At 68.8% G+C, this 21,652-nt stretch carries 16 protein-coding genes; 14 read left to right on the top strand and 2 right to left on the bottom strand.

What is annotated here, in order from left to right; all coding sequences use genetic code 11:
• Nucleotides 1–70: 70 nt before the first annotated feature.
• The 6 genes from urtA (at nt 71) to AB6807_RS21955 (ending at nt 7,430) form a co-directional block, all read left to right on the top strand.
• Nucleotides 71–1,339 carry an urea ABC transporter substrate-binding protein gene (urtA, locus tag AB6807_RS21980; RefSeq protein ID WP_116911024.1) on the top strand — a complete coding sequence of 423 codons (1,269 nt, stop codon included), beginning with the start codon at nt 71–73 and terminating at the stop codon, nt 1,337–1,339.
• A 194-nt stretch (nt 1,340–1,533) separates the two neighbouring features.
• Nucleotides 1,534–3,081, top strand: a complete 1,548-nt coding sequence (urtB, locus tag AB6807_RS21975; protein WP_371086241.1) for an urea ABC transporter permease subunit UrtB — start codon at nt 1,534–1,536, stop codon at nt 3,079–3,081.
• The gene (gene urtC, locus AB6807_RS21970; protein ID WP_371086240.1) at nt 3,078–4,316 is read left to right on the top strand and encodes an urea ABC transporter permease subunit UrtC; all 1,239 of its coding nucleotides are present in this window, start codon (nt 3,078–3,080) and stop codon (nt 4,314–4,316) included. Before urtB ends, urtC begins: the two co-directional genes overlap by 4 nt.
• Nucleotides 4,313–5,191, top strand: coding sequence for an urea ABC transporter ATP-binding protein UrtD (gene urtD / locus AB6807_RS21965; RefSeq protein ID WP_116911027.1), 879 nt, complete (start codon nt 4,313–4,315; stop codon nt 5,189–5,191). Before urtC ends, urtD begins: the two co-directional genes overlap by 4 nt.
• 141 nt (nt 5,192–5,332) lie before the next feature.
• The gene (urtE, locus tag AB6807_RS21960) at nt 5,333–6,025 is read left to right on the top strand and encodes an urea ABC transporter ATP-binding subunit UrtE (protein WP_371086239.1); all 693 of its coding nucleotides are present in this window, start codon (nt 5,333–5,335) and stop codon (nt 6,023–6,025) included.
• 154 nt (nt 6,026–6,179) lie between these two features.
• Nucleotides 6,180–7,430 (top strand): MFS transporter, encoded by a 1,251-nt coding sequence (locus AB6807_RS21955; protein WP_116911029.1) that lies wholly within the window; start codon nt 6,180–6,182, stop codon nt 7,428–7,430.
• Between the two features lie 64 nt (nt 7,431–7,494).
• Here the strand turns inward: AB6807_RS21955 and AB6807_RS21950 are convergent, their stop codons facing one another.
• Both AB6807_RS21950 and AB6807_RS21945 read right to left on the bottom strand, forming a co-directional pair.
• Nucleotides 7,495–8,265 (bottom strand): anti-sigma factor, encoded by a 771-nt coding sequence (locus AB6807_RS21950; protein ID WP_371086238.1) that lies wholly within the window; start codon nt 8,263–8,265, stop codon nt 7,495–7,497.
• The gene (locus AB6807_RS21945; RefSeq protein WP_371086237.1) at nt 8,252–8,884 is read right to left on the bottom strand and encodes a sigma-70 family RNA polymerase sigma factor; all 633 of its coding nucleotides are present in this window, start codon (nt 8,882–8,884) and stop codon (nt 8,252–8,254) included. Before AB6807_RS21945 ends, AB6807_RS21950 begins: the two co-directional genes overlap by 14 nt.
• Before the next feature lie 167 nt (nt 8,885–9,051).
• Here AB6807_RS21945 and AB6807_RS21940 point away from each other — a divergent pair, with 167 nt between their 5' ends.
• The 8 genes from AB6807_RS21940 to AB6807_RS21905 all read left to right on the top strand — a co-directional run bounded on the left by AB6807_RS21940 (nt 9,052) and on the right by AB6807_RS21905 (nt 21,643).
• On the top strand, nt 9,052–10,344 hold the full coding sequence (locus tag AB6807_RS21940) for a plastocyanin/azurin family copper-binding protein (RefSeq protein ID WP_371086236.1): 1,293 nt from the start codon (nt 9,052–9,054) through the stop codon (nt 10,342–10,344).
• A gap of 86 nt (nt 10,345–10,430) precedes the next feature.
• Nucleotides 10,431–11,999, top strand: coding sequence for an alkaline phosphatase (locus tag AB6807_RS21935; protein WP_371086235.1), 1,569 nt, complete (start codon nt 10,431–10,433; stop codon nt 11,997–11,999).
• A 115-nt stretch (nt 12,000–12,114) separates the two neighbouring features.
• Nucleotides 12,115–13,125, top strand: a complete 1,011-nt coding sequence (locus AB6807_RS21930) for an aldo/keto reductase (RefSeq protein WP_116911033.1) — start codon at nt 12,115–12,117, stop codon at nt 13,123–13,125.
• 273 nt (nt 13,126–13,398) lie between these two features.
• Nucleotides 13,399–14,970: an efflux transporter outer membrane subunit gene (locus AB6807_RS21925; RefSeq protein WP_371086234.1), complete on the top strand. Its 1,572-nt coding sequence runs from the start codon at nt 13,399–13,401 to the stop codon at nt 14,968–14,970.
• A 4-nt stretch (nt 14,971–14,974) separates the two neighbouring features.
• Complete coding sequence (locus AB6807_RS21920) at nt 14,975–16,273, top strand: efflux RND transporter periplasmic adaptor subunit (protein WP_371086233.1); 1,299 nt, start codon at nt 14,975–14,977, stop codon at nt 16,271–16,273.
• On the top strand, nt 16,270–19,449 hold the full coding sequence (locus tag AB6807_RS21915; protein ID WP_371086232.1) for an efflux RND transporter permease subunit: 3,180 nt from the start codon (nt 16,270–16,272) through the stop codon (nt 19,447–19,449). The genes AB6807_RS21920 and AB6807_RS21915 overlap by 4 nt, the downstream gene beginning before the upstream one ends.
• 32 nt (nt 19,450–19,481) lie before the next feature.
• Nucleotides 19,482–20,261, top strand: a complete 780-nt coding sequence (locus AB6807_RS21910; protein ID WP_371086231.1) for a heavy metal response regulator transcription factor — start codon at nt 19,482–19,484, stop codon at nt 20,259–20,261.
• Nucleotides 20,258–21,643, top strand: a complete 1,386-nt coding sequence (locus AB6807_RS21905) for a heavy metal sensor histidine kinase (RefSeq protein WP_116911035.1) — start codon at nt 20,258–20,260, stop codon at nt 21,641–21,643. Before AB6807_RS21910 ends, AB6807_RS21905 begins: the two co-directional genes overlap by 4 nt.
• Nucleotides 21,644–21,652 lie beyond the last annotated feature (9 nt).

Raw genomic sequence — 21,652 nt, 5'->3', positions numbered from 1 at the left:
CCGCAGACTCCTCTCCACGCCAGCACAGCGCTGGCGACCCCGTTCAAACCACCCCGGAGCAGGAGTCCACATGCAACGTCGTTTCACACTCAAGGCGCTCACCGCCGCCGTCGCGCTGGCCAGCATTTCTGCTGTGCCGGCATTCGCTGCCGACACCATCAAGGTCGGCGTGCTGCACTCGCTGTCGGGCACGATGGCCATCTCGGAAACCGTGCTGAAAGACACGGTGCTGATGGCCATCGACGACATCAACAAGAAGGGCGGCGTGCTGGGCAAGCAGCTCGAGCCCGTGGTGGTCGACCCGGCCTCCAACTGGCCCCTGTTCGCTGAAAAGACCAAGCAGCTGCTCGGCCAGGACAAGGTCTCGGTGATCTTCGGCTGCTGGACCTCGGTGTCGCGCAAGTCGGTGCTGCCGGTGGTCGAGGAAATGAACGGCCTGCTGTTCTACCCGGTGCAGTACGAGGGCGAAGAACTCTCCAAGAACGTGTTCTACACGGGCGCCGCGCCCAACCAGCAAGCCATTCCGGCGGTCGACTACCTCATGAGCAAGGAAGGCGGCGGCGCCAAGCGCTGGGTGCTGCTGGGCACCGACTACGTGTACCCCCGCACCACCAACAAGATCCTGCGCGCCTACCTGAAGAGCAAGGGCGTGAAGGAAACCGACATCGACGAGAAGTACACCCCCTTCGGCCACAGCGACTACCAGACCATCGTCGCCGACATCAAGAAGTTCTCGGCCGGCGGCAAGACGGCCGTGGTGTCCACCATCAACGGGGACTCCAACGTGCCCTTCTACAAGGAGCTCGGCAACGCCGGCCTGAAGGCCAAGGACGTGCCGGTGGTGGCCTTCTCGGTGGGCGAGGAAGAACTGCGCGGCGTGGACACCAAGCCGCTGGTGGGCCACCTGGCCGCCTGGAACTACTTCATGAGCCTGAAGAACCCGACCAACACGGCCTTCATCAAGGAGTGGAGCGAGTACGCCAAGGCCAAGAAGATCCCGGGCCACATGGACAAGCCGCTCACCAACGACCCGATGGAAGCCACCTGGATCGGCATCCACATGTGGAAGCAGGCCGTGGAGAAGGCCAAGTCGACCGACACCGACAAGGTGATCGCCGCCATGGCCGGCCAGACCTTCACCGCGCCCTCGGGCATCGTGTCGAAGATGGACGAGAAGAACCACCACCTGCACAAGAGCGTGTTCATCGGCGAGATCAAGGCCGACGGCCAGTTCAACGTGGTGTGGAAGACGCCCGGCCCGGTGAAGGCCAAGCCGTGGAGCCCGTACATCGAAGGCAACGACAAGAAGCCTGATTACCCGGCTGGCAAGTCGATGTAACTCATCGGGCAAGTCCCTGGCCTTGCTCCCTCTCCCCTCGGGGAGAGGGCGGGGGTGAGGGCAGCGGCGGCCAATCTGGCGGCCGCGTCTGTTGGAAGGCCGCCGGCCCTCACCCCAACCCTCTCCCCCAGGGGAGAGGGGGCAACACGAAACTCATCATGCTTCGACGAACCCTTCACTGCGCACTCGCCGCCATGCTCCTCATGGCATCGGCCGCCCACGCGCTGACCGCCGACGAAGCCCGGGCCATCGCCTCCGGCGAGTCCGAAGCCCGCATCGCCGCGCTCAACAAGGCCGTGCTCACGGCCGACGAGAAGACCGCCGCCTTCATCCAGGCCATGTCCGACGACGCGGTCAAGTTCACCGAGGACAAGGTCTTCGTGATGAAGGACGACAAGGGGTTCGACCCCGTCACCGGCGCCGAGCTGAAAGTGCCCGACACCGCCGAAGACGTCGTCAACAACAACCTCATGCGCGGCGCGCTCGATGCCGCGCAGGCCGCCCTCAAGCTCACGAGCAAGGACGACGCGGTGCGCGCCGAAGCCGCGCAGGCGCTATTCAAAGAGCCCGACGAGTCGCGCCTTCCCATGGTCGAGAAGGCGCTGGCCGCCGAGACCAACCCGAAGATCAAGGCGCAGCTCGAACTCGTGCGCGCCGCCGGCATGCTCACCAGCGCCGACAAGGCCAAGCGCCTCGCCGCCGCGAAGGAGCTGGGCAACAACCTCAACCCCGACACCAAGCTGCTGCTCAACCAGCGCTTCGCCGACGAGACCGAGGCCGACGTCAAGGCGGCCATCGTCGCCTCCATTGCCAACATCGACGCCTCGCTGGTGTGGGGCGACCGCATCAACGCCGTGTTCAGCGGCATCAGCCTGGGCTCGGTGCTGCTGCTGGCCGCGCTGGGCCTGGCCATCACCTACGGGCTGATGGGCGTCATCAACATGGCGCACGGCGAGCTGATGATGATCGGCGCCTACGCCACCTACGTGATGCAGGGCGTCTTCCAGAAGTACCTGCCGGAGGCCATGTTCGGCTGGTACCTGGTGGCCGCCATTCCGGTGTCGTTCCTGGCCTCGGCGCTGGTCGGCGCCATCCTGGAGCGCGGCGTCATCCGCTTCCTGTACGGCCGGCCGCTGGAAACCTTGCTGGCCACCTGGGGCATCAGCCTGATGCTGCAGCAGCTGGTGCGCACCATGTTCGGCGCGCAGAACGTGGGCGTGGAAAACCCCGGCTGGATGAGCGGCGGCTTCACCATGCTGAGCAACGTCACGCTGCCGTGGAACCGCATCGGCATCATCGTGTTCGCGGTGCTGGTGCTGCTGGCCATGGGCTGGCTCATCGGGCGCACGCGGCTGGGGCTGTTCGTGCGCGGCGTCACGCAGAACCGGTCCATCGCATCGTGCATGGGCGTGAACACCGCGCGCATCGACACCTACGCCTTCGCGCTGGGCTCGGGCATTGCCGGGCTGGCCGGCTGCGCGCTGAGCCAGATCGGCAACGTGGGCCCCGACCTGGGCCAGAGCTACATCGTCGACAGCTTCATGGTGGTCGTGATGGGCGGCGTGGGCCAGCTCGCGGGCACCGTGTACGCGGCGCTGGGGCTGGGCATTCTCAACAAGTTCATCGAAGGCTGGGCGGGCGCGGTGCTCGCCAAGATCGCGGTGCTCGTTTTCATCATCATCTTCATCCAGAAGCGCCCGCAAGGCATCTTCGCGATGAAGGGCCGGAGTGCAGAGGCATGAGCAAGGTCACATTGCCAACCAAGGGGCCGCTGCTGAGCGGCAAGGGCTGGACAGCCTTCTTCGTCGCGCTCATCGTGGTGTGCGCGGTGGCGCCCATGCTCAACATGTGGGTGCCGGCGGACAGCCCGCTGCACATGAGCGACTACGCGGTGGCGCTGGTCGGCAAGATCATGTGCTACGCCATCTGCGCGCTGGCCATGGACCTGATCTGGGGCTACACCGGCATCCTGTCGCTGGGCCACGGCCTGTTCTTCGCGCTGGGCGGCTACATGATGGGCATGTACCTCATGCGGCAGATCGGGCGCGACGGCAACTACAAGAGCGACCTGCCCGACTTCATGGTGTTCCTCGACTGGAAGGAGCTGCCCTGGCACTGGACCTTCAGCGGCAGCTTCGTCATGACGCTGGTGATGATCGTGGCGGTGCCCGGCCTCATCGCCTTCGTGTTCGGCTTCTTCGCGTTCCGCTCGCGCATCAAGGGCGTGTACTTCTCGATCATCACGCAGGCCATGACCTTCGCGGCCATGCTGCTGTTCTTTCGCAACGAGACGGGCTTCGGCGGCAACAACGGCTTCACCGACTTCAAGCGCATCCTGAACATTCCGATCGCCACGCAGGAGATGCGCATGACGCTGTTCGCGCTCACGGGCATCACGCTGCTGGGCTTCTTCCTGTTCGCCAAGTGGCTCATCGGCAGCAAGTTCGGCCGCGTGCTGCAGGCCATTCGCGACGCCGAAACGCGCGTGATGTTCTCGGGCTACAACCCGCTGCCGTACAAGCTCACGATCTGGGTCATCTCGGCCGTCATGTGCGGCGTGGCCGGCGCGCTGTACGTGCCGCAGGTGGGCATCATCAACCCGGGCGAAATGAGCGCGGCCAACTCCATCGAGATCGCCATCTGGGCGGCGGTGGGCGGACGCGCCACGCTGATCGGTCCCATCATCGGCGCCTTCATCGTCAACGGCGCCAAGAGCTGGCTCACCGTGGCCTACCCGGAGTACTGGCTGTACTTCCTGGGTGCCCTGTTCATTGCTGTCACGCTGTTCCTGCCGAACGGCATCGTGGGGTTGGTGCGCAAGTGGATGTCGAGGGAGAAGAGAGGGCCGGCGGCCGACGCGCCAGCAGTGAGCGACGGCCGCGAGGCCGCGCAGCGTGCCATCGCCGCCGAGCAAGGCATGGCGCCCGAGTCGCTGCACGCGCCGCTGGCCGCCGAACCGAAGGGAGCGCGCGCATGACGCCCGATCTGATGGAAGCCGGCGCCGAGCGCAACGCGCGCGCGCACGGCCTGCCGTATGCGAGCAGCATGACCGAGTCGGGTGGCCGCAGCGCCGACTTCGGCCGCCACGTGACGCCGGGCGAGGTCGACGTGACGCACGGGCGCATCCTGTACCTGGAAGACGTGAGCGTGAGCTTCGACGGCTTCAAGGCCATCAACAAGCTGTCGCTGGACATCGCGCCGGGCGAGCTGCGCTGCATCATCGGGCCGAACGGCGCGGGCAAGACGACCATGATGGACATCATCACCGGCAAGACGCGGCCCGACTCGGGCACCGTGTTCTTCGGCAGCACCATCGACCTGCTGCGCCACCGCGAGGCCGACATCGCGCAGCTGGGCATCGGCCGCAAGTTCCAGAAGCCGACCGTGTTCGAGCACCTGACGGTGTTCGAGAACCTGGAGCTCGCCCTGAAGACCAACAAGGGCGTGCGCGCGTCGATGCTGTTCAGGCTCGACTCCGCGCAGAGCGACCGGCTGGCCGAGGTGCTGGAGACCATCCACCTGGCCGACAGCGTGTCGCGCCTGGCGGGCAACCTGAGCCACGGCCAGAAGCAGTGGCTGGAAATCGGCATGCTGCTGATGCAGGACCCCAAGCTGCTGCTGCTCGACGAGCCCGTGGCCGGCATGACCGACGAGGAAACGGCGCGCACGGCGGAGCTGTTCCTCACGCTGAAGGGCAAGCATTCGCTGATGGTGGTGGAGCACGACATGAGCTTCATCCGCACCATCTCCGAGATCGTCACCGTGCTGTGCGACGGCTCGGTGCTGGCGCAAGGCACGCTGGACGAAGTGCAGGCCGATGAACGCGTGATCGAGGTGTACCTTGGTCGCTGACCAAGGCAGCGCCACGGCGCGGCGCCTGCATTGCTCCCTCTCCCTCCGTGAGAGAGCAGGGGTGAGGGCCGACGGCGCACACGACACGGCCGCGCCGGATACCGGGCGCTTTCAACAACGCCAGACGAAGGGCGCACGAACATGCTGACAGTCAAGAACATCCACCAGTACTACGGCGGCTCCCACATCCTCAGGGACGTGAGCTTCGAGGCGAAGCTCGGCAAGGTCACCGTGCTGCTCGGGCGCAACGGCGTGGGCAAGACCACGTTGCTGAAGTCGCTCATGGGCCTGGTGCCCATCAAAAGCGGCAGCATCGAGCTGGAAGGCAAGCCGATCCAGAAGTCGACCCCCTACGACCGCGCCAGGGCCGGCATCGGCTTCGTCCCGCAGGGCCGTGAAATCTTCGCCAGGCTCACCGTCGAAGAAAACCTGCGCATGGGCCTGGCCTACAAGAGCGGCAGCACGCCGGTTCCGGCCGAGCTGTACGAACTGTTCCCCGTGCTCAAGCAGATGATCAACCGCCGCGGCGGCGACCTCTCGGGCGGGCAGCAGCAGCAGCTCGCCATTGCGCGCGCGCTGGCACCCAAGCCGCGCCTGCTGATCCTGGACGAGCCGACCGAAGGCATCCAGCCGAGCATCATCAAGGACATCGGGCGCGTTATTCGCATGCTGGCCGACCGTGGCGACATGGCCATCGTGCTGTGCGAGCAGTACTACGACTTCGCCCAGGAGCTGGCCGACGACTACCTGGTGATGGAGCGCGGCGAAGTGATTGCGCGTGGCCTCGGCAAGGACATGGAAGCGCAGGGCGTGCGCCAGCTGGTGGCGATCTGAGCGTCAGCGGGGCCGGCCCCGCGCTGGCAAACCGGTGGCCGGTGCCGGTGCCGGTACCAGGGCCTCGGCAATTCCGTATCGGCACAAATTCAGGGTTTACCCTAAAATCCGGGTTCTGCCCGCGGCCGCCGGGCACCTTCCCAGGAGCCTGGCCTTGAACGCCTCCCCACCCGCGCTGGACAGCGCGGACACCGACATTTCCGTTTCTTCTTCTTCGTCTGCAGCACCCGTCAATTTCCTGCGCGCGGTGCTCGCGCTCGGCGTCGGCGGCTTTGCCATCGGCACCGGCGAGTTCGTCATCATGGGTCTGCTGCCCGAGGTGGCGAAAGACATCGGCGTGAGCATTCCAGAGGCCGGCCACGTCATCAGCGCCTATGCGCTGGGCGTGGTCATTGGCGCGCCGGTGCTCGCGGTGCTGGCGGCGGGCTGGCGCCGGCGTGCGCTGCTGATCGCGCTCATGGCCGTGTTCGCGGCCGGCAACTTCGCCAGCGCCGCGGCGCCCACCTACCTGCTGCTCAACCTGCTGCGCTTTGCCACCGGCCTGCCGCACGGCACCTATTTCGGCGTGGCCGCGCTGGTGGCCGCGGCGCTCGCGCCGCCGGGGAAACGGGCGCGGGCCGTGGGGCTCGTCATGCTGGGGCTCACCGGCGCCACGCTGGTGGGCGTGCCGATCGCGGCGTGGTTGGGCCAGCTGTTCGGCTGGCGCGCGGCCTTCGTGTTCGTGGGTGTCATCGCGCTGGTGGCCATCGTGCTGCTGCGCCGTGACATTCCCGACCTGGCACCGCCGGCCGGCGCCAGCCCGTGGCGCGAGCTGGGCGCGCTCAAGCGCAAGCAGGTGTGGTTCACGCTGGGCATCGGCGCCATCGGCTTCGGCGGCATGTTCTCGGTGTTCAGCTACATCAAGCCCACGCTGATCGAGGTGGCCGGCATGCCGCTGGGTGGCGTGCCCCTGGTGCTGGCGCTGTTCGGCCTGGGCATGGTCATGGGCAACCTGGTGGGCTCGCGCCTGGCCGACAAGTCGCTCATGCGCACCATCGGCGGCCTGCTGGTGTACGCGGCCGTGGTGCTCGCGCTGTTCACCTTCGCGGCGCACAACGTGTACACGGCGGCGTTCAACGTGTTCCTCATCGGCACCACGGTGGCGATCGGCCCGGCGCTGCAGATCCGCCTGATGGACGTGGCCGGCGACGCGCAGACGCTGGCCGCCGCGCTCAACCACTCGGCCTTCAACATGGCCAACGCGCTGGGCGCCTGGCTCGGCGGCGTGGCCATTGCCGCGGGGCTGGGCTGGACTTCGACCGGCTGGGTCGGCGCCTTGCTGGCGCTGGCCGGCATCGGCGTGTTCGGTTGGGCCGTGGCCAGCGCGCGCGCCACGGCACGGCAGCCGGCCGCGGCAGCCTGCTGAAACATCGGCTGAACACCTGCCGATCGCCTGCCGACGCGCTTCGGCGTTCGCAAGGATGCAAGGATCAGGGCGCGCGCGGCGCGGTGCGCGCGTGCAGCAGCGCCGCAAAGTTGCGCAGCTCCGCCGCGTTCAGGTCCGACACGGCCCACGCCTGCATGCCGCCCTGCGTCCAGTGCGCCAGCTGGTAGCCCTGGCGCGTGGAGAACACCGGCGCCATCGCCTTGCCCGTGTCCTCCCGCGTACCCTTGCCCTCGGCCGCGGGCCACACGAACAGGTTGATCACGTGCGGCCCCGCGCGGTATACCAGCGCCGCCACGGTGCGCCCGTCGAGGTAGTCCAGCCGGCCACCGGCGAGCGGAAAACCTTCGTCGGCCAGGTCGACCACGGGCGGTGAAAAGTCCAGCTTGCCGGCGAACCACGGCTTGACCGTGTGCTGGTCGGTGGAGGCCACGTCGGCCAGGTGCGCGGCCATCAGCGAGCGCACGTGGTTGCCGGTGACGGCCTCGGCGAGTGCGTCGGAAGAGGGCGCCAGCGGCGACAGCGGCCCCGCGAGCAGCAACAGCGCCAGCCCCCAGGCCGTGGCCGCGCCCGTGCCGAACCAGGCCAGCCCGTGCCACCAGCCGCGACGCTTCGGCGACATGCCCGCTGCAGGCGCAGGCGAAGCAACCGGCACAGGCACAGGCACTGTCGCAGGCAACGGCACCGGTGCCGCAGGCATGGCCCCCGCCTCCGCCCGCACAGCCCGCCCGATGCGCTGCGCCAGCCCGCCCGGCGGCGCATGCCGCGCAGCCTGCCGGCGTATCAGCATGCCCATTTCGTCGTCAGACATTGCCATGGTGCGTCCTTCCTCCCTCATCCCTGTGATCGCCGTGGTCGCCGCGATTGCCCTGGCCGCCCGGGCGGTCGTCGCGCAGGCTCTCGCGCAGCAGCGCCCGCGCGCGCGACAGCCGCGACATCACCGTGCCCAGCGGCACGCCCGCGATGCGCGCGATGTCTTCGTAGCGCATTTCTTCCAGCTCGCGCAGCACCACCACCTCGCGGTACACCGGCGGTAGCGCGTCGATGGCAGCGTTGATGCGCTCGCCCTGCGCGCGCAGTTCCCATTGCCGCGCCGGGTCGCCGCCGGCGGCTGGTACAGCCGAGCCTGCGCCTGCGTTTTCCATGGCCGTTTCGCTGTCGCGCAGCTCGTCGAATTCGACCTGGTCGGCCAGCTGGCGGTTCTGCCGCATCCAGTCGAAGCAGGCGTTGCGCACGATGCCCAGCAGCCATGGTCGCGCGCTTTCGCCGCGCAGCCCGTCGAAGAAGCGAAAGGCGCGCAGGTACGCCTCCTGCACCGCGTCTTCGGCGAGCTGGTCGTCGCGCAGCAGCCAGCGCGCAAGGTTCCAGGCCGCGTCCAGGTGCGGCAGCGCGGCGGCTTCGAACTGGCGTGTGCGGTCGGTGGTCAACAGGCTCAAGGGCTCCTTCTTCCTGCATGACGGAGCGGGCCGGCGGTTTATTCCCGCGCGAAGGAAATTTTTTCTTTGCGCTGCACGGAATAAGCAGGCCATGTCGTGCGTCATGCCCTGTACGGAATTTTCGGATTCTGCGTGCTCCCGCCCTTTTCAACAGGAGGTTTTTCACCATGCTCGCCCACCCCGCAATGTCCCGCTTCGCCCGAACACTGGTCGTGCTCTCGGCATTGGCCGCTTCGGCCGCGCCCGCTCTGGCGGCCGGCCCCAAGGCCTACGTCGGCAACTTCAAGGACAACACCGTCAGCGTGATCGACACCGCCGCCGAGCGCGTCGTCGCCACCGTGCCCGTGGCGGCGGGGCCCGACGGCATCGTGCTGGCGCCCGGCGGGCGCAGCGCGTTCGTCAGCGGCTCCAGCGCGTCGGCAGTGAGCGAGATCGACACCGCCACCGACAGCGTCACCCGCAGCATCGACGTGGGCAAGGGCCCGCAGGGCCTGGCCATGACGGCGGACGGCAAGTGGCTGCTGGTGGCCGTCAATGGCGACGACCGCGTGGCCTTCGTCGACACCGCGGCGCACGGCGTGAGCGCCAGCGTGGCGGTGCCCAAGCCGCACACCATCGCCATCCGGCCCGACGGGCGGCAGGCGTACGTGGCCTCGCAGGAGCCCGGCCATTTCGCGCTGGTCGTCATCGACATGGCCACCCGCGCCGTGGTCACGCAGATTCCGCTGGACAAGCCGCCGCGCGACCTGGAGTTCGACGCCGACGGCAAGTCGCTGTACCTCACGCTGGCCGGCGTGCCCGCAGTGCAGGTGCTGGACGCGGCCACCAACCAGTGGGGCGCCCCGGTGTCCACCGGCGTGTCGCCGCACATCGCGCAGCACTTCGCCGGCATGGCGAGCGGCGTGGTGGTGGTGCAGGGGCCGGGGGAGCTGATGCTGTTCGACCCCGTCGCGCGCGCGTCGGTGCGCAGCATCGGCGTGGGCAAGCAGCCGCACTGGCTCGACCTGTCGGCCGACGGCAGGAAGCTGTGGGTGAGCAACGAGGGCTCCAACGACGTGAGCGTGGTCGACCTGGCGGGCGGGCCGATGCACACGGTGGCGGTGGGCAACGCGCCGCGCAAGATCGCGGTGCAGCGCGTGGCCGCTTCGCAGGGCGCGAAGGCTGTGCAAGCCGTGCAAGCCACGCATGCCGCCGGCTCCGCCCACGTGGCCATTCGCAACTTCGCCTTCGAGCCCGCGCAGGTCACCGTCGAGGTCGGCCAGACGCTGACCTGGCAGAACGACGACGGCGCGCCGCACGGCGTCGTCTTCAAGAACGGCACCGGCGGCATCGACCTGCTGCTGCCGGGCAAGGCCTTCGCGCGCAGCTTCGACAAGCCGGGCGTGTACGAGTACGCCTGCTCGGTGCACCCGTACATGACGGCGCGGGTCACGGTGGTGGCGCCGCAGTCACGCTCCTGAGCCCGCGGGTTGACAGGAGCGAGCGAAGCGAACGACAGTGCGGCGCATCGATCTGATGTGGGCACCGTCGCGTGCGAAGAATGAAGATGGAAAGAATTTCGCGCCGGCGCCTGCTGTGCGGCGGGCTGGCGGCCGCGTCGCTGGGGCATCCTTTTTTGCGGCTGCACGCGCAGGGGTCGTCGCGCGAGCTGTTCACGCTGGGCGTGGCCTCGGGCACGCCGCAGCCTGATGGTTTCGTGCTGTGGACGCGGCTCGCGCCCGACCCGCTGCAGGGCGGCGGCATGGGCGATGCGCCGGTCGAGGTGCGATGGGAAGTCGCCGACGACGAGCGCTTCGGCCGCGTGGTCGCCAAGGGCTCGGCCACCGCGACCGAGGCGCTGGCGCATTCCGTGCACGTCGAGGTGAGCGGCCTTGCGCCGGGCCGGCCGTACTGGTACCGCTTCACCGCCGCCGGTGCGCGCAGCCCCGTCGGCCGCACGCGCACCGCGCCGGCCGATGCAGACGAATCGACGCGGCCGGTGCGCTTCGCCTTCGCCTCCTGCCAGCACTACGAGCAGGGCTTCTACGCCGCATACCGCGACATGGCCGAGCAGCCGCTGGACTTCGTCGTGCACCTGGGCGACTACATCTACGAGAGCTCGCGCGGCGCGGAGCGCGTGCGCCAGCACCAGGGCGGCATTCCGACGCAGCTGGCCGGTTTTCGCGACCGCTACGCGCTGTACAAGACCGACCCGCAGCTGCAGGCCGCGCACGCCGCGTTTCCGTGGCTGGTGACCTGGGACGACCACGAGGTGGCCAACGACTACACGAACGACATGTCGCCGCGCACGCCCGACCCGGCGCAGTTTCTCGCCATTCGCGCGGCCGCCTACCAGGCCTGGTACGAGCACATGCCGGTGCCCGAGCGCATGCGCCCGCGCGGTGCCGATGCCGTCATCTACGGGCGCCATCGCTTCGGCCGCATGGTCGACCTGCTGCTGACCGACGGGCGCCAGTACCGCTCGCACCACGTGTGCCTGTCGGGCCGCAGCGCGTCGCCGCTGGCCGACTGCGCCGACCGCTTCGCGCCGGGGCGCAGCCTGTTCGGCGCGGCGCAGGAGGCATGGCTGGCGCGCGAGCTCGCGGCGCCGCCCGCGCGCTGGACCGTGCTCGCGCAGCCCACGCTGCTGGCCGAGGCCGACCGCAAGCGCGGGCCCGAGCACGGCTACTGGATGGACGGCTGGGACGGCTACGCCGCGGCGCGCACGCGCCTGCTGAACGGGCTGGCGTTGAACAAGGCGAACGGCGGCAGCGCGCTGGTCGCCAGCGGCGACGTGCATGCGTTCTGGGCGGCGGACCTGCGGCAAGACCCGCAGGATGCCCAGGACCCGCAAGGCCAGCGCGGGACCGCCATCGCGACCGAGTTCGTCGGCGGCGCCATCACCTCCGAGGGGCCGAGCGCCAAGAGCGTGGCGAACATGCTCGCGAAGAACGCGCACCTGCGCTACGGCCGCGCCGACAAGCGCGGCTATGCGCTGGTGACGCTCGATGCCGGCGCCGCCGCGGTCGAGTTCCGCGCGGTGGACGACGAGACGCAGGCCGGCTCGGCCGTGCGCACCATGGCGCGCTTCGGCGTGGAGCGCGGCGCGCCGGGCGTGCATGTCGAGAGCGCATGAAAGTGTTTTGAAAGCGTCTCATCGTGCCTGAAACCCGCGCGCGCCTGAAGGATTGGACGGCCGTGTCTATGATGGCCGCCGCCCTTTTTTCCTCACTTTCCGAGAGCGAAACACCATGAGCATTCCCACCACCCGTCTCGGCCGCACGGGCCTCACCGTGTCGCGCCTTGCCCTCGGCACCATGACCTTCGGCCTGCAGACCGACGAGGCGGTGTCGCACCAGATCCTGGACAAGGCGGCCGAAGGCGGCATCAACTTCCTCGACACTGCCGACGTGTACCCGCTGGGCGGCACGGTGGAAACCACGGGCCGCACCGAGGAAATCATCGGCCGCTGGCTGCAGAAGCAGGGCCCCACCGGGCGGCGCCGCTTCGTCGTCGCCACCAAGGCGGTCGGCAAGGTCGGCCCCAACAGCTGGGACCAGGGCGCCTCGCGCAAGCACCTGCTGGACGCCATCGACGCCTCGCTCAAGCGGCTGCAGACCGACCACGTCGACCTGTACCAGCTGCACAGCGACGACCGCGAGACGCCGCTGGAAGAAAGCCTGGAGGCGCTGGACATCATCGTGAAGTCGGGGCGTGCGCGCTACATCGGCGTGTCGAACTTCCTGGCCTACCGGCTGGCGCGCGCGCTGGGCAAGGCCGAGCTGCACAAGCTCACGCGCTATGTGTCGGTGCAGCCGCGCTACAGCCTGCTGTTCCGCGAGATCGAGCGCGAACTGCTGCCGCTGGTGGGGGAAGAGGGGCTGGGCGTGATTCCCTACAACCCGCTGGCCGGCGGCCTGCTCACCGGCAAGTACAAGCCCGGTGCCAAGCCCGAGGAAAACACCCGCTTCACGCTGGGCACCGCCGGCAACATGTACCAGGACCGGTACTGGAACGAGCGCAGCTTCAACACCGTGACGCAGTTGCACAAGCTGGCGGACGAAGCCGGCGTGCCGCTGGCGACGCTGGCGGTGGCGTGGGTGATGGCGAACCCGCTGATCACCGCGCCGCTGCTGGGCGCGAGCCGGCCTGAGCAGCTGGATGCGACCCTGGCTGCGGCTGAATACAAGCTGGAGCCGGCGCTGAAGCAGAAGCTGGACGAGCTGACGGCCGAGTACCGCAAGGGCGACGCGCCGCGCTGATCGGCGGTATTTCTCCTTCCCCCGCTGGGGGAGGAACCCGTTTTGCTCCTTCCCCCTCTGGGGGAAGGCGGGGATGGGGGCAAGCAGCGTTGGAAACAGGCGCGGCATTCAAATGAGCGCCGTCGTGCCCCCACCCCAGCCCTCCCCCAGCGGGGGAGGGAGCAGGACGGGCCCCCGCTCCTCCCTTCGGCAGGGAGCAACTACGGAAACTGTCAGAACTGTCAGTTAACCGACAGCGAGCGGTTTGATGCCGGCACCTAGAGTGCCTTCATCATGGATTCATCCGCCGCCATACCCCCATCGCGCCAGGCGTTCGCGCCGTCCGCCATCGCGCTGGCCGCCTTGCTGCTCGCAGGCTGCGCCGTCGGCCCCGACTACGTTCGCCCGCAGATGGACGTGCCGGTCGCCTACAAGGAAACCGGCGGCCCCTGGAAGACCGCCGCCCCGCAGACCATCGACGCGAGCCACCCCTGGTGGGACGCCTACGGCGACAGCACGCTCGGCGCGCTCATCGTGCAGGCCAACGCGGCCAACCAGAACATCCGCGTCGCCGAGGCCCAGTACCGGCAGGCGCAGGCCATCACCGCGGCGGCGCGCGCCAACTTCTTTCCGAGCGTCGGCCTGAATGCCGGCGCCAGCCGCGCGCAGACCAACAGCACCGGCACCGTCAAGCTGGGCACCACCGACACGCTCGGCCTCGCCGCCAGCTGGGAGCCCGACATCTGGGGCGCGGTGCGCCGCTCGGTCGAGGCCGACAACGCGAGCGCGCAGGCCAGCGCCGACGACCTTGCCGGCGCGCGCCTGAGCATCCAGACCACGCTCGCGCAAGACTATCTGCAGATCCGCGTGATCGACCTGGAGCGCGACCTGTACGCCAGCACCACCGCCGCCTATGCCAAGGCGCTGGAACTCACGCAGCACCAGTACGCCGCCGGCACCGTGCTGCGCTCCGACGTGGCGCTGGCGGAAAGCCAGCTGAAGACCGCGCAGGCGCAGGCGGTCGACCTCGACGCCCAGCGCGCGCAGCTCGAACACGCCATCGCGGTGCTCACCGGGCAGGCGCCGGCGTCGTTCTCGCTGGCGCGGCTGGAAACGCCCGCGCAGCCGCCGACCGCCGAAACGCTGTCTTCCTCCGCCGCGCTGCGGGTGCAGCTGCCGGTGACGCCCGCGAGGCTGCCGTCGGAGCTGCTCGAACGCCGCCCCGACATTGCCGGTGCCGAGCGCCGCGTGCAGGCGGCCAACGCCAACATCGGCGTGCAGAAGGCGGCGTACTTTCCGCAGATCGTGCTCAGCGCCAGCGGCGGCTTCAGCGCGGCCAGCTTGGCCACGCTGTTCAACACGCCCAGCCGCGTGTGGTCGCTGGGCGCGGCGCTGGCGCAGACGGTGTTCGACGGCGGCCTGCGCAAGGCGCACACCGACCAGGCCGTGGCCGCCTACGACGCCTCGGTGGCGCAATACAAGCAGACCGTGCTCGGCGGCTTCCAGCAGGTGGAAGACAACCTGTCCACGCTGCGCGTGCTCGACAACGAATCGGCCCTGCAGGCCGATGCGGTGCGCGCCGCGCAGCTCGCCGAGCGCCTGGCGCTGAGCCAGTACCGCGCGGGAACAGCCACCTACCTCAGCGTGGTGACGGCGCAGACGCTGTCGCTCACCAACCAGCGCACGGCCGCCCAGGTGCTGGGCCGCCAGCTGGCGGCCAGCGTGTCGCTGATCGCGGCGACGGGCGGCGGCTGGAACGCCTCCGATGCCAGTGCCAGTGCCAACACAACTGCCAGTGCGGCTGCCAACGCCACCGCCAACACAAGTGCCACCGTTGCCGCCGCACAGAAGACTTCCGGGAATTGACGCCATGACGACCTCCGCAGACACCACCGCCGCGAACCCGCATCCCTCACACGCGCACCCGCACTCACCCTCGCAGCATCCACAGGAACCGCATCGGCGCCGCGCCACCTGGCTCGCCGCCGCCACGCTCGTGGTGCTGCTGGGCGGCGGGGCCTGGGCGCTCACGCACCAGGCCGCCAACGCCGCCAAGCCCGATGCGCCCAAGACGCCGCCGGTGCAGGTGACCACCGCGCGCGTCACGCCGCAGAACGTGCAGGTCTACCGCTCGGGCATCGGCACCGTCGCCTCGATGGCCACGGTGACGGTCAAGGCGCGCATCGACGGCCAGCTCGACAAGGTCGGCTTCGTCGAGGGGCAGGACGTCAAGGCCGGCCAGCTGCTCGCGCAGCTCGACCCGCGCACGCTGCAGGCGCAGCTCGCGCAGGCCCAGGCCACCAAGGCGAAAGACGCGGCCACGCTCGCCAACGCGCGTGCCGACCTCAAGCGCTACACCACGCTGCTGGGGCAGGACGCCGCCACGCAGCAGCAGGTCGACACGCAGAAGGCGCTGGTCAACCAGCTGGAAGCCGCGGTGCAGAACGACGCCGCGCAGGTGCAGTACGCCGAGGTGCAGCTGAGCTTCACGCGCATCGCCTCGCCCATGAACGGCCGCGTGGGCGCGCGGCTGGTCGACCCCGGCAACATCGTGCACGCGAGCGACGCCAACGGGCTGGTGGTCATCAACCAGATCGACCCCATCGCCGTGCAGTTCACGCTGCCCGAAGACGCGGTGCAGGACATCAACCGCGTGCAGCAGCAAAGCAGCCAGCCGCTGGCCGTGGTGGCCTACGACCGCAGCGGCGCGCAGCTGCTGGGCACCGGCAAGCTGATATTGCTGAACAACCAGATCGACACCACCAGCGGCACCGTGCAGCTCAAGGGCAGCTTCGCCAACCCGCAGCACACGCTGTGGCCCGGCCAGTACGTGAACGTGCGGCTGCAGCTCGACCGCCGGGCCGACTCGCTCACCGTGCCCGCCGCCGCCATCCAGCGCGGCCAGGACAACACCTACGTCTGGGTGATCGATGCCGAGAACAAGGCCGAGAACGTGCCCGTGCACGTGGTGCAGATCGCCGACGGCACGGCCGTGATCGACAAGGGTGTGAGCGCCGGCCAGCGCGTGGTGACCGACGGGCAGTACAAGCTCAAGCCCGGCGCTGCCACCGTGGAGCCGCCGCCCACGCAGAAGGGTGAAAAGGCCGGCAAGGCCGAAAGCTCGACCCCGGCCGCGGGCGCCAGGCCCTCCAGCGGGAGCAGCAATTGAGCATTTCCGCCGCCTTCATCAAGCGCCCCATCGGCACCACGCTGCTGGCGCTGGCCATCCTGCTGGTGGGTGCGGCGGTGTTCCCGCTGCTGCCGGTGGCGCCGCTGCCGCAGGTCGACTTTCCGACCATCCAGGTGTCGGCCAACCTGCCGGGCGCCAGCCCCGAGACCATGGCCTCGAACGTGGCGCAGCCGCTGGAGCGGCAGTTCTCGCTCATTGCCGGCCTGTCGCAGATGACCTCGACCAGCGGCCTGGGCTCCACGCAGATCACGCTGCAGTTCGACCTGGACCGCAGCATCGACGCCGCCGCGCTCGACGTGCAGGCCGCCATCAACGCCTCCACCGGCCAGCTACCGGCCAACCTGCCGAGCCCGCCGACCTTTCGCAAGGTGAACCCGGCCGACTCGCCCATCCTCATCCTGTCGGTGCAGTCGAAGACGCTGCCGCTCACCGAGGTGAACGACTACGCCGACAACATCCTGGCGCAGCAGATCTCGCAGATCTCGGGCGTGGGGCTGGTGAACATCGGCGGCGTGCAGAAGCCGGCGGTGCGCATCCAGGTCGACCCGGCCAAGCTCGCGGCATTGGGCCTGGGCCTGGAAGACGTGCGCACTGTGCTGGCATCGGCCACCGTCAACGCGCCCAAGGGCACCATCGACGGGCCCAACCAGAGCTTCACCGTCTACACCAACGACCAGCTGCTGAAGGCCCAGCCCTGGAACGACGTGGTGCTGGCCTACCGCAACGGCGCGCCCATTCGCGTGCGCGACCTGGGCGTGGCGGTCGACGGCCCCGAGAACGCGAAGATCGCCGGCTGGGCCTATGCAGGCGCCGCCGCTCCCGAAGGCAGCACCGTGCAGAACGGCCGCTCCATCGTGCTGGCCATCACCAAGCAGCCGGGCGCCAACGTGATCGAGACGGTCGACCGCATCAACGCGGCGCTGCCGCGGCTGAAGGCATCGATTCCGCCGACGGTGGAGGTCAACGCCATCATCGACCGCACGCAGACCATTCGCGCCTCGGTGAAGGACGTGGAGTTCACGCTGCTGCTGACCATCGCGCTGGTGGTGGCGGTGATCTTCGTGTTCCTGCGCAACGTGCCGGCCACGCTCATTCCCAGCGTGACGGTGCCGCTCGCGCTGCTGGGCACGGTGGCCGTCATGTACCTGCTGGGCTACAGCCTGGACAACCTCTCGCTCATGGCGCTGACCATCGCGGTGGGCTTCGTGGTGGACGACGCCATCGTCATGCTGGAGAACATCTACCGCTACGTGGAAGAGGGCATGTCGGCCATGGAGGCCGCGTACAAGGGCGCGGGCGAAATCGGCTTCACCATCATCTCGATCTCGGTGTCGCTCATCGCGGTGTTCATTCCGCTGCTGCTCATGGGCGGCATCGTGGGGCGGCTGTTTCGCGAGTTCGCGGTCACGGTCACGCTGACCATCGTGGTGAGCGTGGTGATCTCGCTCACGCTCACGCCCATGCTGTGCTCGCGCTTCCTGAAGAACGAGCACGGCAGGCAGCATGGGTGGCTCTACCAGCTGTTCGAGCGCGGCTTCGACGCCATGCTCAACGGCTACAAGCGCGGGCTGCACGTGGTGCTCGACCACCAGTTCATCACGCTGATGGTGTTCATCGCCACGGTGGCGGCCACGGGCTTCTTGTTCATGGTGATTCCCAAGGGCTTCTTTCCGCAGCAGGACACCGGCTTCATCTCGGGCTTTGCCGAGTCGGCGCAGGACGCCTCCTTCGCTTCGATGAACGCCCGCATGCTGGCGCTGGCCGACGTGGTGCGCAAGGACCCCGACGTGACCGGCTTCGGCATGAACGGCAGCTCGTCGACCTACAACACGGGCAACTTCTTCATCAGCCTGAAGCCGAAGGACGAGGGCCGCACGGCCACGGCCGACGAGATCATCACGCGGCTGCGCCCGCAGCTGGCCAAGGTGCAGGGCGTGAACCTGTTCCTGCAGGCGGGGCAGGACATTCGCGTGGGCGGGCGCTCGTCGCGCACGCAGTACCAGTACACGGTGACCGACGCCAACCTCGACGAGCTCAACACCTGGGCGCCGCAGCTGCTGGCGCGCTTCAGGCAGCTGCCTGAAATCACCGACCTGGCCTCCGACCAGCAGAACGCCGCCGCGTCGGCGGTGCTCACCATCGACCGCGACCGGGCGTCGAGCTTCGGCATCACGCCGGCCACCATCGACGCCACGCTGTACGACGCCATCGGCCAGCGCCAGGTGGCGCAGTACTTCACGCAGCTCAACAGCTACCACGTGGTGCTCGAGGTAACGCCCGCGCTGCAGCAGGACCCGGCGCTTTTCAGCAAGCTGTACCTCAACTCGCCCATCACCGGGCAGCAGGTGCCGCTGTCGACCTTCGTGAAGGTGGACACCAGCAAGACCGCCTACCTGTCGATCAGCCACCAGGGCCAGTTCCCGGCCGTGACCATCTCGTTCAACCTGGCGCCGGGCCATGCGCTGGGCGAGGCGGTGGACGCCATCAACAAGGCGCAGGCCGACATGGGGCTGCCGCAGTCGCTCACCGGTGCGTTCCAGGGAACGGCCCAGGCCTTCCAGGACTCGCTGTCTTCGCAGCCCTACCTGATTGCCGCGGCGCTGGTGGCGGTGTACATCGTGCTGGGGCTGCTGTACGAGAGCTACATCCACCCGCTGACCATCCTGTCGACGCTGCCCTCGGCCGGCGTGGGCGCCCTGCTGATCTTGATGGCGGGGGGCTACGACCTGAGCGTGATCGCGCTGATCGGCATCATCCTGCTGATCGGCATCGTGAAGAAGAACGGGATCATGATGATCGACTTCGCGCTCAAGGCCGAGCGCGAGCAGGGCATGTCGCCGCACGACGCCATCTACCAGGCCTGCCTGCTGCGTTTTCGCCCGATCATGATGACCACCATGTGCGCGCTGCTCTCGGGCCTGCCGCTGATGCTGGGCCATGGCTCGGGCTCCGAGCTGCGCCGCCCGCTGGGCTACGCGATGGTCGGCGGGCTGATACTCTCGCAGGCACTCACCCTGTTCACGACCCCGGTGGTGTACCTGTACCTCGACCGCGCGCACTACTGGTACCTGAGCCGCAAGGAGGCGCGAAAGGCCCGCAAGGCCGCCCGCGCCGGCGAGGCGCCTCCTGCCGCCGAGGTGCACGGCGCCAGTTGAACCACGACAGCGACAAGAGACATCGCATTGCCATGAAGATCCTGATTGTCGAAGACGAACTGAGAACCGCCGACTACCTCTCCAAGGGGTTGACCGAGCAGGGCTGCACGGTCGACATGGCGCACAACGGCATCGACGGCCAGCACCTGGCGCTCACCCACGACTACGACGTGATCGTGCTCGACGTGATGCTGCCGGGGCAGGACGGCTTCTCGGTGCTGCGCGAGCTGCGCGCCGTGAAGCAGACGCCGGTCATCATGCTCACCGCGCGCGACCGCGTGGAAGACCGCATCAAGGGCCTGCACGAGGGCGCGGACGACTACCTCATCAAGCCCTTCTCGTTCCTGGAGCTGCTCGCGCGGCTGCAGGCGCTGAACCGGCGCGGGCGCAAGCAGGAGCCGATGCAGCTGCGGATCGCGGACCTGCAGATCGACCTGCTGGCGCGCAAGGCCTTCCGGGCGAGCAGCAGCGGTGGCACCAGCACGCGCATCGACCTCACGGCCAAGGAGTTCGCCTTGCTCGCCGTGCTGGCGCGCCGCCAGGGCGAGATCCTGTCGAAGACGGCCATTGCCGAGCTGGTGTGGGACATGAACTTCGACAGCAACACCAACGTGGTCGAGGTGGCCATCAAGCGGCTGCGCGACAAGATCGACGTGCCCTTCGGCACCAAGCTGCTGCACACCATCCGCGGCATGGGCTACGTGATGGAGGTGCGCGACGCGCCGAGTGTGCCGAACACGCCGAACACGCCGAACACGCCCGACGGAGCCCCCGGCGAGCAGGGCCGGCACGGGGAGGGCGCCGCGCCGTGAAGCGCTCCATCACCGCGCGGCTGGTGCTCATGTTCGCCGCCGCGGCGCTGGCCACCTTCACGCTCGCGGGCTTCGCGCTGCACAACGTGCTGGCGCGCGAGCTGGAGCGCCACCAGTACGAAGAGCTGGACACCACGCTGAAGAGCCTGCAGTTCTGGATCGGCGCCATCGGCTCGCCCGACCGCTGGTCGCGCGTGCAGGCGCGCATGGACACCCTGACGCCCGAAGACGGCAGCGTGCGCTTCTGGGTGCTCAGCGACGACCCGCGCTTCCAGTACGGCAAGGGCCTGGCGGAAATAGACGGCCTCACGCGCGAGGCCAACGGCCACACCAGCGCCATCGTGCTGCCGGGCGAAGAAAAGCCGTTTCGCACGCTGTCCGCGCACATCGGCGCCTTCGAGCAGCGCCCGGCGGTGCGGCTCATCGTCGGGCGCAACACCGAGCCTTACGCGCGCACGCGCCATACCTTTCTGACGGCGCTGGTCGCGCTCGGGCTGGGCGCCATGCTGGCGGTGGCCTTCATGGGCTACTGGATCGCCCGCGTGGGGCTGCGCCCGCTGGAGCGGCTGTCGGCCGAGGCGCAGGCGCTGCGGCCCAAGACCCTGTCGCAGCGCCTGCGCGCGCAGCCGCTGCCGGTGGAGCTGTCGGCGCTGGCCGAGGCCTTCAACGGCGCGCTGGCGCGGCTCGAAGAAGCCTACGGCCAGCTCGAGTCTTTCAACGCCGACGTGGCGCACGAGCTGCGCACGCCGCTGGCCAACCTCATCGGCAGCACGCAGGTGGCGTTGTCGCGCCAGCGCAGCGCCGAGGAGTTCGAAGAGGTGCTGCAGGCCAACCTGGAAGACCTGGAGCGGGTGCGCTCCATCGTCAACGACATGCTGTTCCTGGCGCGCGCCGACCGCGGCGAGGTGGCCACCGGGCTGGTGCTCACGCCGGTGGCGCAAGAGGTGCGCAAGACCATCGAGTTCTTCGAGTTCGTGCTCGACGAAACCCGCGCGCAGGTCGCCATCGAAGGCGACGTGCTGGCAGAGGCCCGACTGGAAAGCGCGCTGTTCCGCCGCGCCATGTCCAACCTGCTGCAGAACGCCATCGAGCATTCGAAGCCGGGTGCGCAGATTGCCGTCACGCTGCGCGAAGCGCCGGGCGCCACGTGGATCAGCGTGTCGAACCCCGGCGAGCCCATCGACGCCCAGCACCTGCAGCACCTGTTCGACCGCTTCTACCGCGTGGACGCCGCGCGCAACGACGGCGGCGGGGAGCACCACGGCCACGGCCTGGGGCTGGCCATCGTGAAGGCGGTGGCGCGCATGCACGGCGGGCAGGTGGCCGCGTCGAGCGAAGGCGGGGTGAACACCTTCGGCTTCAGCGTGTCGCGCGGCACCTGAAAAAACGAC

This window comes from Variovorax sp. RCC_210 (assembly GCF_041355175.1).
Classification (GTDB): Bacteria; Pseudomonadota; Gammaproteobacteria; order Burkholderiales; family Burkholderiaceae_C; genus Variovorax.
Note: the sequence above shows the minus strand (reverse complement) of the source record. Positions and strands in the feature narration are given on the sequence as shown.